General features: G+C 69.8%; 9 protein-coding genes. All 9 read left to right on the top strand.

What is annotated here, in order from left to right; genetic code table 11:
- Window positions 1-8 precede the first annotated feature (8 nt).
- The 9 genes from AB0L64_RS04000 to AB0L64_RS04040 all read left to right on the top strand — a co-directional run bounded on the left by AB0L64_RS04000 (window position 9) and on the right by AB0L64_RS04040 (window position 11,273).
- A complete protein-coding gene (locus AB0L64_RS04000; RefSeq protein ID WP_363707451.1) occupies window positions 9-1,196 on the top strand; it encodes a hypothetical protein in 1,188 nt (395 codons plus the stop codon).
- Window positions 1,169-1,804 (top strand): acyltransferase, encoded by a 636-nt coding sequence (locus AB0L64_RS04005; protein ID WP_355700999.1) that lies wholly within the window; start codon window positions 1,169-1,171, stop codon window positions 1,802-1,804. The genes AB0L64_RS04000 and AB0L64_RS04005 overlap by 28 nt, the downstream gene beginning before the upstream one ends.
- Entirely contained in the window at window positions 1,801-2,892 is a 1,092-nt protein-coding gene (locus tag AB0L64_RS04010; RefSeq protein ID WP_363708086.1) for a DegT/DnrJ/EryC1/StrS family aminotransferase, read from the top strand. The genes AB0L64_RS04005 and AB0L64_RS04010 overlap by 4 nt, the downstream gene beginning before the upstream one ends.
- Window positions 2,893-2,894: 2 nt before the next feature.
- Window positions 2,895-3,896: a Gfo/Idh/MocA family oxidoreductase gene (locus tag AB0L64_RS04015; RefSeq protein ID WP_131292813.1), complete on the top strand. Its 1,002-nt coding sequence runs from the start codon at window positions 2,895-2,897 to the stop codon at window positions 3,894-3,896.
- A 2-nt stretch (window positions 3,897-3,898) separates the two neighbouring features.
- Window positions 3,899-4,951, top strand: a complete 1,053-nt coding sequence (wecB, locus tag AB0L64_RS04020) for a UDP-N-acetylglucosamine 2-epimerase (non-hydrolyzing) (RefSeq protein ID WP_363707454.1) — start codon at window positions 3,899-3,901, stop codon at window positions 4,949-4,951.
- Window positions 4,952-5,093: 142 nt separating this feature from the next.
- A complete protein-coding gene (locus tag AB0L64_RS04025) occupies window positions 5,094-6,158 on the top strand; it encodes an acyltransferase (protein ID WP_363707456.1) in 1,065 nt (354 codons plus the stop codon).
- Window positions 6,159-6,183: 25 nt separating this feature from the next.
- Complete coding sequence (locus AB0L64_RS04030; RefSeq protein WP_363707458.1) at window positions 6,184-7,485, top strand: nucleotide sugar dehydrogenase; 1,302 nt, start codon at window positions 6,184-6,186, stop codon at window positions 7,483-7,485.
- Window positions 7,482-10,115 (top strand): glycosyltransferase, encoded by a 2,634-nt coding sequence (locus AB0L64_RS04035; RefSeq protein WP_363707460.1) that lies wholly within the window; start codon window positions 7,482-7,484, stop codon window positions 10,113-10,115. The genes AB0L64_RS04030 and AB0L64_RS04035 overlap by 4 nt, the downstream gene beginning before the upstream one ends.
- A complete protein-coding gene (locus tag AB0L64_RS04040) occupies window positions 10,116-11,273 on the top strand; it encodes a glycosyltransferase (protein ID WP_363707462.1) in 1,158 nt (385 codons plus the stop codon).
- Window positions 11,274-11,354: the final 81 nt, after the last annotated feature.

The raw sequence follows: 11,354 nt of genomic DNA on the forward strand, positions 1-11,354 counted from the left end.
GTGACACAGTGACGGTGACGCGTGCGATCCGCGAGCACCTGCCGGCGCCGTTGGCCCGGACCGCGGGAGCGGTCCGGCGGCGCCTTCGGGGCCTGCGGTACTCGTACGCGCAGCTGCCGGCCTTCCCGCCGGTAGCGACGACGCCGGTGCGGATGTTGGTCGGACCGACCAACTCCGCCGGTCAGGGGCACGCCTGGACCCGGGCCGCGAAGACCCTGCCGGACGTCGACGCCGTCTCGTTCGCCCTGCACCGGAAGGGCCAGTTCGCGTTCAAGAGTGACTACGGCGTGCCGCTGGCCTGGTTCGGCCAGCCGCGCTGGCAGCGCGCCCAGCAGAAGTACGTCGTCGAGAACTACACGCATGTGATGGTCGAGTCGCTGCGTCCGCTGTTCGGCGCCCGCGGCTTCTCGGACGCCTCCGCCGACATCGAGGCGATGGTCGCGCGCGGCATCAACGTCTCGCTGCTGTTCCACGGCTCCGACATCCGGCTGCCGAGCCGGCACGCGAAGCGGGAGCGCTGGTCGCCGTTCACACCTGGCGACGAGCTGACCGAGCGCCTCGAGCCGCAGGCCCGCCGGCACGCCGAGCTGGTCGCGTCGCTGCAGCTCCCCGTCTTCGTGTCCACGGTCGACCTGCTGGACGACGTACCGGATGCGACCTGGCTGCCGGTCGCGATCGACCCGGCGCCCTGGCAGCAGGCCGCGCAGCCGCTGTTCGCGGGCGAGAAGCCGGTCGTCGCGCACGTCCCGTCGAACGCGAAACTCAAGGGCACGCAGGAGATCGACGCCGTGCTCACCCGGCTGCACGAGAGCGGCCGGATCGAGTACCGGCGGATCACCGGCGTACCGCACGAGCGGATGCCGAGCGTGATCGGCGATGCCGACATCGTGGTCGACCAGCTCCGGATCGGCCTGTACGGCGTGGCGGCCGCGGAGGCCCTGGCCGCCGGGCGCATCGTGGTTTCGTACGTCGGTGACGCCGTGCGCCACCGGGTGCGTAGTCTGGCCGGGCGAGAGGTGCCGATCGTGGAGGCGGATCCCGACACCCTGGGTGATGTCGTCAGCGGTCTGATCGCGGATCGTGACGCCGCCGCCGAGCAGGCGGCCGCCGGCCCGGAGTTCGTGGCGGAGTTGCACGACGGACGCCGCTCGGCCGAAGTACTGAGTAGTTGGCTCACCAAGAAGGAGACCCTGTGACGGCCCGCATCGCGCCATCCGCCGACGTCGACGACAGCGCCCAGATCGGCGACGGTTCGTCGGTCTGGCACTTGGCCCAGATCCGCGAGAACGCGGTTCTCGGCGAGAACTGCATCGTCGGCCGCGGCGCCTACGTCGGGACCGGGGTCCGGATGGGCGACAACTGCAAGATCCAGAACTACGCCCTGGTGTACGAGCCCGCGTCCCTCGAGGACGGCGTGTTCATCGGCCCGGCCGTGGTGCTCACCAACGACTACTTCCCGCGCGCGGTGAACCCGGACGGGTCGCCGAAGAGCGGGCACGACTGGGAACCGGTCGGGGTGACGATGAAGGAAGGCTGCTCGCTCGGAGCGCGCAGCGTGTGCGTGGCGCCGGTCACCATCGGCCGCTGGGCCACGGTCGCCGCGGGTGCGGTGGTGACCAAGGACGTGCCAGACTTCGCGCTGGTCGCCGGGGTCCCGGCGCGCCGGCTCAAGTGGGTCGGCAAGGCCGGGGTGCCGCTGCTCGACGTCGGGAACGGCGAGTGGAAGTGCCCGAACACGGGCGAGATGTACATCGAAACCGACGGACGGCTGCGGCCGGCCGGAGAAAACCAGGAGGAGAACTGATGGTGCAGCCGATTCCGGCCGCGAAGCCGATCATCGGGAAGGAGGAGCGCGAAGCCGTCGACCGGGTCATGCAGTCCGGGATGCTGGCGCAGGGCCCCGAGGTTGCGGCGTTCGAGCAGGAGTTCGGCGCAGCGCTGGTCTCCGGCCGGGCGTGCGTCGCGACCAACTCGGGCACCTCGGGTCTGCACCTGGGCCTGCTGGCCGCCGGTGTCGGTCCGGGTGACGAGGTCATCGTCCCGTCCTTCACCTTCGCCGCGACCGCGAACAGCGTCGCGCTGACCGGCGCCACCCCGGTGTTCGCCGACATCGAGCCGACGTACTTCTGCCTGGACCCGAAGGCCGTCGAGGCAGCGATCACCGAGAAGACCAAGGCCGTCATGCCGGTGCACCTGTTCGGTCACCCGGCGAACATGACCGCCCTGCAGGAGATCGCCGACAAGCACGGCATCCAGATCTACGAGGACGCCGCGCAGGCCCACGGCGCCACCTGGAACGGCGCGCCGGTCGGTACCTTCGGCGAGTTCGCGATGTTCAGCCTGTACCCGACCAAGAACATGACGTCCGGCGAGGGCGGCATGAACTCGGTCGCGAACGCCGACCTCGAGCGCCGGATGCGGCTGTTCCGCAACCAGGGCATGCTCAAGCAGTACGAGAACGAGGTCGTCGGCCTGAACAACCGGATGACCGACCTGCACGCCGCGATCGGCCGCGTGCAGCTCACCAAGATCGGCGGCTGGACCAAGCAGCGGCAGGAGAACGCGGCCTTCCTGGACGCGAACCTCGCCGGTGTCGGCGTCCCGGCGGTCGCCGCCGAGGCGAGCCACGTGTACCACCAGTACACGATCCGCGTGACCGAGGACCGCGACGGCTTCGCGAACGCGCTGCGGACCGAGTACGGCGTCGGCTGCGGCGTCTACTACCCGATTCCGAACCACCGGCTCCCCTCGTTCCAGCGCGAGCTGGACCTGCCGGAGACCGAGAAGGCCGCGGCCGAGGTGCTCTCGCTGCCGGTCCACCCCTCGCTGTCCGAGGAAGACCTGAACCGGATCGTGGCCGCGGTGAACACCGTGGCGAAGGCGGGTGCGTGAGCATGGCGAACCTGCGTGCGGGCCTGATCGGCCTGGGCATGATGGGCCGGCACCACGCCCGGGTGCTGGCGTCCCTCGAGGGCGTCGACCTGGTCGCGGTCGCCGACCCGGGTGGTGACAAGTTCGGCGTCGCCGGCGGTCGTCCGGTGCACGAGAACATCGAGCAGCTGATCGCCGAGAAGATCGACTACTGCATGGTCGCGGTGCCGACGCAGTACCACGCCGAGATCGCGAAGGCGCTGGCCGAGGCCGGCGTGCACGCGATGATCGAGAAGCCGCTTGCCGGTTCCTCGGCCGAGGCGACCGAGATCGCGAAGGCGTTCGAGGCGGCCGGCCTGGTCGGCGCGGTCGGCCACATCGAGCGGTACAACCCGGCGCTGCAGGCGCTGCGGGTGCGGCTGGAGGCCGGCGAGCTGGGCGACATCTACCAGATCACCACCCGCCGCCAGGGCCCGTTCCCGGCCCGGATCGCCGACGTCGGCGTGGTGCTCGACCTGGCCACCCACGACATCGACCTGACCGCGTGGGTGACGCAGTCGCCGTTCGTCACGGTGGCCGCGCAGAGTGCCCACAAGTCCGGCCGGCAGTACGAGGACCTGATCGCGGTGACCGGCAAGCTGGCCAACGGCACCGTCACCAGCCACCTGGTCAACTGGTTGTCCCCGATGAAGGAGCGGCTCACCGTCGTCACCGGTGAGAAGGGCGCGTTCATCGCCGACACCCTGACCGCCGACCTGACCTTCCACGCCAACGGCACCGTGCAGACCGCGTGGGACGACGTCGCGCACTTCCGTGGTGTCAGCGAGGGCGACATGGTCCGGTACGCGATCAGCAAGCCCGAGCCGCTGAAGACCGAGCACGAGCAGTTCCGCGACGCGGTGCTCGGCAAGGAGGCCGACATCGTCACGCTGCAGCAGGGTCTGACCACCGTTCGGGTGGCCGAGGCCGTTCTGCAGTCGGCGACCGAGGACCGGACCGTCGCTGTCGCCGGGGAGACCCTGTAGTCATGAAGGTTCTGAGCGTTGTCGGGGCGCGCCCGCAGTTCGTGAAGCTGGCGCCGGTGGCGGAGGCGTTCGCCGCCACCGAGCACCAGCACGTGATCGTGCACACCGGCCAGCACTACGACAAGAACATGTCCGACGTGTTCTTCGCCGACCTGCGGATCCCGGACCCGGACGTCCACCTGGGCGTCGGGTCCGGCAGCCACGGTGTCCAGACCGGCGCGATGCTGGCCGCGATGGACGCCGTCCTGGACGAGCACAAGCCGGACTGGGTGCTGGTGTACGGCGACACCAACTCGACGCTCGCCGGCGCGCTGTCCGCGGTGAAGATGCACCTGCCGGTCGCGCACCTCGAGGCCGGGCTGCGCTCGTTCAACCGGCTGATGCCGGAGGAGCACAACCGGGTGCTCACCGACCACGCCGCGGACCTGCTGCTGGCCCCGACCCAGGTGGCGATGGACCACCTGGCCACCGAGGGTCTGGCGGGCAAGTCGCGGCTCGTCGGCGACGTCATGACGGACGTGTGCTTCCGGGTCCGCGACGCGGTCAAGGACAGCGAGCTCGGCGGGCCGTTCAAGCGCGGTGAGTACGTCGTCTCGACGATCCACCGGGCCGAGAACACCGACGACCCGGAGCGGCTGGCCGCGATCGTCGACGGTCTCGCCGCGACCGGTACGCCGGTGCTGCTGCTCGCCCACCCGCGCCTGGTCGCGAAGTGCGCCGAGCACGGCATCAAGCTCGAGCGCCCGGACGGTTCGCTGCACGTCCGGGAGCCGCTGGCCTATCCCGAGATGGTCCAGGCCGTGCTCGGTTCGGCCGGTGTGGTGACCGACTCCGGAGGCCTGCAGAAGGAGGCCTTCCTGCTCGGCCGGGTGTGCACCACGCTGCGCACCGAGACCGAGTGGGTCGAGACGCTGGACGACGGATGGAACGTGTTGACATCCGACGTGAGTAAGCTGCCCCAGTTGGCCGCCCGGCCGGCGCCCACGGGGGACCGCCCGATGCCGTACGGCGACGGTCACGCTGCAGAGCGTGTCGTCTCTACTCTCGCGGAGTAACTACATGACGAAGGCCGCCGAAGAGAACCAGACACCGACCCAGGATCTGCCTGGGTCGGCCGATGTGGGGACCCCACCTCCCGGCGCGCCTGTCAGTACCTTCCCGGGGGAGGCCGCACCGCCGGCCGCCCCCAGTGGGAGGTTGCCACGAGTCGAGTCGCTCACCGGTCTGCGCTGGTGGGCGGCCTTCTTCGTGTTCTGCCACCACATGACGCAGCTGGCACCGCTGCCGATCTGGAACTTCCTGAAGTACGGCACATCCGGCGTCACGTTCTTCTTCGTACTGTCCGGATTCGTGCTCACCTGGTCGTCCCGGCCGGGCACGAAGATCAGCACCTTCTACCGGCGCCGGTTCGCGCGGATCTTCCCGCTGTACTTCCTCACGCTGGTCGCGGCGATCTTCGTCTTCTACCGGTTCGAGCCGCCGGCCGGGATGTCCTGGATCAAGCCGGTCTCGGTGACCGTGCTGGTGCTGTCAGGGCTCCTGCTGCAGGGCTGGTCGAACAACCCGACCGTCCTGTACGGCGGGAACCCGGCCGGCTGGACGCTGTCGGTGGAGGCGTTCTTCTACGCGTACTTCCCGTTCGTCTGGCGGGCCACGCAGCGGCTGAAGACAGCCGGCGGCCTGATCCTTTGCGTCCTGGTGCTGGTGGCCGGCGGTGCGTACCGGCTGGCGTTGTTCCATTACAAGGACGTCGTGCCGATCCTGCCGCAACCGATCCTGCATTCGGTCGCGTTCCTCTTCGGTATCGGTCTGGCGATCTCGCTGCGGTCGGGCTGGAAGCCGCGGATTCCGGTGTGGTTCGCGTTCCTGGTCACCGGCGGCGGTCTGTACGTGCTCTGGTACTCCGGTGTGCACGCGAAGACGTTCCCGGGCGCGATCACCATGGGCCTGTGCCAGAAGGAGATCCTCACCTTCCTGTACGGCTTCCTGATCCTCGCGGTCGCCGCCCGCGACATGCGCGGCGGCCGGTCGCTGCTGCGCAGCAAGCCGCTGGTCAAGCTCGGCCAGTGGTCGTACGCGTTCTACCTGGTGCACGCCACGATCATGTATGCGATCAAGGAGTACCACGGGATCGCCGGCCCGATCGGCTGGTCCAACCTGACCTGGTACGCCGGTGTCTGTGCCCTCTCGATCTTCGCCTCGGCGCTGCTCTACGAGTTCGTCGAGCACCCGCTGGAACGGAAGCTCCGAGGCCCCCGATGAAGAATCACTACCTAGTGGAGTTGCTGTGCGTGTCAGTGTAGTTGCCTTAGGCAAGATCGGACTGCCGCTGGCGGTCCAGTTCGCGGCCAAGGGCCATCAGGTCGTCGGCGTCGACATCAACGAGAAGTTCGTCGAGCTGGTGAACGCCGGCCAGGAGCCGTTCCCGGGTGAGGCCCACCTGCAGGAGCTGCTCTCCGAGACCGTGGCCGACGGCCGCCTGCGGGCGACCACGGACTACGCGGACGCGATCCCGAACAGCGACGCGGTCGTCGTGGTCGTGCCGCTGTTCGTGGACGAGCAGACCGGTCAGCCCGAGTTCGGCTGGATGGAGAACGCGACCCGTTCGCTGGCCGAGCACCTCACTCCGGGGACCCTGGTCAGCTACGAGACCACCCTGCCGGTCGGCACCACCCGCGGCCGCTGGAAGCCGATGATCGAGGAGATCTCCGGCCTGACCGAGGGCACCGACTTCCACCTGGTGTTCTCGCCGGAGCGGGTGCTCACCGGCCGGGTCTTCGCGGACCTGCGCAAGTACCCGAAGCTGGTCGGCGGTCTGTCCGAGGAGGGCGCGAAGCGCGCCACCGCGTTCTACGAGGCCGTGCTGGACTTCGACGAGCGCCCCGACCTGGAGCGCGCGAACGGCGTCTGGGACCTCGGGTCGGCCGAGGCGGCCGAGCTGGCGAAGCTCGCCGAGACCACCTACCGGGACGTGAACATCGGCCTGGCGAACCAGTTCGCCCGGTTCGCCGGCCAGAACGGTATCGACGTACACGCCGTCATCGAGGCGTCGAACTCGCAGCCCTACAGCCACATCCACCGGCCCGGCATCGCGGTCGGCGGGCACTGCATCCCGGTCTACCCGCGGCTGTACCTGTACACCGACCCCGACGCCACCGTCGTCCGGGCCGCCCGCGAGGCGAACGCCGGCATGCCCGACTACACGATCGGTCTGCTCGAGGGCGCGTTCGGCGACCTCAAGGGCGCGAAGGTCGTCGTGCTCGGCGCGTCGTACCGTGGTGGGGTCAAGGAGACGGCGTTCTCCGGGGTCTTCCCGGCCGTGGAGGCGCTGAAGGCGCGCGGCGCCGAGGTGTCCGTGCACGACCCGATGTACACCGACGAGGAGCTCCAGGGTCTCGGCTTCACGCCGTACACGCTGGGCGCGCCGGTGGACGCGGCAGTGCTGCAGGCGGACCACGCGGAGTACGCGCAGCTGGGCCCGGCGGACCTGCCGGGTGTCAAGGTGCTCGTCGACGGCCGGGACCGCACCGACGCGGCCAAGTGGGCGGGCGTGCGGAGGATTGTGATCGGAAGGTCGGTCAGCCAGTGACAGATGCCGGCCTGCGGGTCGTGATGATGGTCGCCAACGACGTCACCAACGACAGCCGGGTCCGCAAAGAGGCCGCAGCACTGGCCGAGACCGGAGCAGAGGTGACTGTGCTCGGGGTCTCGGCCAGCGGCCTCCCGTCGAGGGAGATGCTCGACGGTGCGCTGATCGTCCGGGTGGCGGTGCCTTTCGCACTGCGTGAGGAACGGAAACGAAGCCGTACGGCGCGCCGCAACTGGCGGCCGCCGCTGGTGGGGTACCGGTACCGCGCGTCCTACGTCGCGCGGAGCCAGCGGATCGCGGCCGAGCTCAAGGAGCTCAAGGCCGACTCCGGGCACGCGATCGCGCGGGCCAAGGCGGGCCAGGGGAATCCGCTCAAGTTCAAGGCCGGCGTCGCCACCCGGCTGGTTCGTCGTGCGCGCTGGAAGGCCGCCGAGCGGGCGACCTGGGTGCGCAAGGGCGTCGGCAACAAGGCGGACGTCCCGTTCAAGTTCAGCTGGCGGGCGTACGACGGCGTGCTGCACCGGCTGCCGTGGCCGGCGCCGTGGCGCAAGCTGCACCCAGAGGCGCTGGATCTGGAGATCGCGTTCGGTGACCTGATCGACCGTCTGGAGCCGGACGTCGTGCACGCGCACGACATGCACGTGATCGGTGTCGCGACCCGCGCCGCCGGCCGGGCGAAGCTCCGCGGCCGCTCGCTGAAGGTCGTGTACGACGCGCACGAGTACGTCGCCGGACTCTCGCAGTACGGCGCCCGGACCCGGCGGTCGATCGCGGCCTGGGCCAACCACGAGCGCGAGTACATCGGTCAGGCGGACCGGGTGATCACCGTCAGCCCGGCGATCGCGACCCGCTTGCAGCGCGAGCACAAGCTGCGCGACGAGCCGACCGTGGTGATGAACACGCCGAACCCTGCTGACGTGTCGGTCGAGGTGTCCGACATTCGCAGCCAGATCGGCCTCGCGTCCGACGTACCGCTGCTCGTCTACAGCGGCGGCGTCACGCGGGCGCGCGGCATCCACACCGCCGTCCAGGCGCTCGTGGACCTGCCGGACGCACATCTGGCTGTCGTGTGTGTGCCTGGTGTCGCGACGGACGCGGTTCGCGAGCTGCAGGCGCAGGCCGTGCAGCTGGAGGTGCAGGACCGTCTGCACTGCCTGGACCCGGTGAAGCCGGACGAGGTGGTCGCGTTCCTGCGCACCGCGGACGTCGGGCTGATCCCGATCCTGCGCTACCCGAGCCACGAGATGGCGCTGCCGAACAAGCTGTTCGAGTACGCCTTCGCCGGGCTGCCGGTGGTGGTCAGCGACATGCCGAGCATGAAGGAGTTCGTCGACCGTATCCGGATCGGCGAGGTCTTCACCGCGGCCGACGCGCACGACTTGGCATCGAAGGTCCGGACGGTGCTCGGCGACCTGGACGCGTACCGCGAGCGGGTCGCCGATCCGGCGTACCAGCAAGAGGTGTCCTGGGCCGGACAGGCGACCAAGCTGCGCGCGCTGTACGGCGAGCTGACCGGGCGGCAGCTCGAGATCACGCGGCCGGGCGGCAAGATCACGAAGACCGGGCGGCACCTGCTGCTCGGGCCGGTCAACAGTGCGGGCCAGGCGTGGTTGTGGGCGACCGCGCTGGAGCGCGCGGTGCCGGACATCAAGGCGGAGTCGCTCACCACGGGCAGCGGGGCGTTCGACTTCCGCGTGCACCGCACGGGCACCTACCGCCAGTACCGGTCGGATCTGCGCTGGCAGCTGGAGCTCACGGCCTACGCGTTGCGCGAGGTCACCCACGTGCTGTTCGAGGCGGGCCGGCCGATGTTCGGTCAGCAGCGCGGGCAGATGTGGACGACCGACGTCCCGATGCTCGACCAGGCCGGCATCAAGCACGGCCTGGTGTTCCACGGGTCGGAGATCCGCGATCCCGCCCAGCACCGCGAGCAGTACCGCTACTCGCCGTTCCGCGACCCGGACGACGAGCTGACGGTGCGCCTGCAGGCCGCGAACAACCTGATGCGGCACCACCTCGAGGGCTACAACGGCCCGGTCTTCGTCACCACGCCGGACCTGCTCGAGTTCGTCGACAACGGCATCTGGTTGCCGCTGGCCGTCGACGTCGAGGGCTTCGTGTCGACCCAGCCGGTGCTCGAGCGTGAGGTCCCGGTGGTGCTGCACGCACCGTCGGCGTCCGCGCTGAAGGGCTCGGCGTACGTCGACCCGGTGCTCACCGACCTGGATGCGCGCGGGCTGATCAAGTACAACCGTGTCCAGGGTGTGCCGCACGCGGAGCTCGCCGAGATGGTGAAGAGCGCCGACATCGTGGTCGACCAGTTGCTACTCGGTTCGTACGGCGTGTTCGCGTGCGAGGCGATGGCGGCCGGCCGGGTCACCGTCGGGCACATCGCGGACCCGGTCCGGGACCTGCTGCCGACCGACCTGCCGATCGCCGAGGCGAACCCGGACGACCTGGCCGAGGTGATCGAGCGGCTGGTCGCCGAGCGCGACACCGCCCGCAAGATCGCCGACGCGGGACCGTCGTTCGTCCGCGATCTGCACGACGGGCGGAAGTCGGTCGAGGTGCTGCTGCCGTTCCTGAACAACGAGCTCAGCCTCGACAACGCCGAGGACGAGAGCGAGTAAGTGCGAATTCTGATGATCGCGCAGTCCCCGATCGCCGGGGACTCGCGGATCCTGCGGGAGGCGACGGCGCTCGCCGCGGCCGGTCACACGCTGCACGTGATCGGCCGCGACGTTCCGGAAGGCTTCGAGGTGGGCCCCGGGATCACGGTGGCGTCGGTCTCCCGCTCTTCCGGTCTCCGGACCGGGAACGGCGGACTGACGGTCGGGCACGGGCACACCGGTCCGAAGGTGCTGGCGAAACGGTTCGGGCGGTGGTTGTTGCTGCCCGAGCACCGGTTGCGCACCGAGAAGCAGTGGCGGACCGCCGCGGCGCCGCTGGTGGCTGCGGCCGGTCCGGTCGACGTCGTGCACGCGCACGACTTCAACACGCTCGAGCTCGCCGCGGAGTACGCCTCGCGATGGTCTGCGGCGCTGGTGTACGACAGTCATGAGCTGTGGTTCGACCGCGCTTTGCCCGGACGGCCGACACCGTTGTGGCGTGCGCGTGGGCGGCGACACGAGGTTGCGCTGGCGTCGCGCGCACGGGTCGTGTTCACCGTGTCGGACGGGATCGCGGCGCGGCTGCGGTCGCGGGGCCTGACGGACGTGCGCGTCGTACGGAACACGTTCCCGCGCGCGGACGACGTACCGGCTGCACCTTCGAAGCCCGAGGGGTTGCTGTACGCCGGACGCGTCGGAGCTGGGCGGGACCTGCCGACCGTGGTGGCGGCGGCTCGTCAGCTGGCGCCGTTCCGTACGGTGCTGATGGGGTCGGTGGATCCCAACTATCGCTTGGATCTGGGGCCGGTGGAAACCGTCGCGGAGCGCTCGATCGACGAGGTCGACGACACACTGCGCTCGTACGGCATCTCGCTCGTCACGCTGACGAACACCTGCGAGAACCACCGCCTCGCCCTTCCCAACAAGCTCTTCCACGCCGTCCGCGCCGGCGTGCCGGTGGTCGCCGCCGACCTCCCCGAACTCCGCGCGGTCGTGACCCAGTACAAGCTGGGCGGCCTGTACGAGCCCGGAAACGCGGAGTCCCTGGCCACCGCCGTCCGCTCGGTCATCGACAACTACACCACCTACACCGACGGCGTCCGCTCAGCCGCCACAGAACTCAACTGGGAACAAGACGCAACCACCCTGGTCTCCGCCTACGCCGAACTGGCCGGCTGACACCGCCCGCCCCCTCGCCGCCGAGCCCCAGACAATTTGGCTGGTTGACCAGCCAGGTTGGGGGTTTGTCACCCTGATTCC

Source organism: Kribbella sp. NPDC051936 (assembly GCF_040680955.1).
Classification (GTDB): Bacteria; Actinomycetota; Actinomycetes; order Propionibacteriales; family Kribbellaceae; genus Kribbella.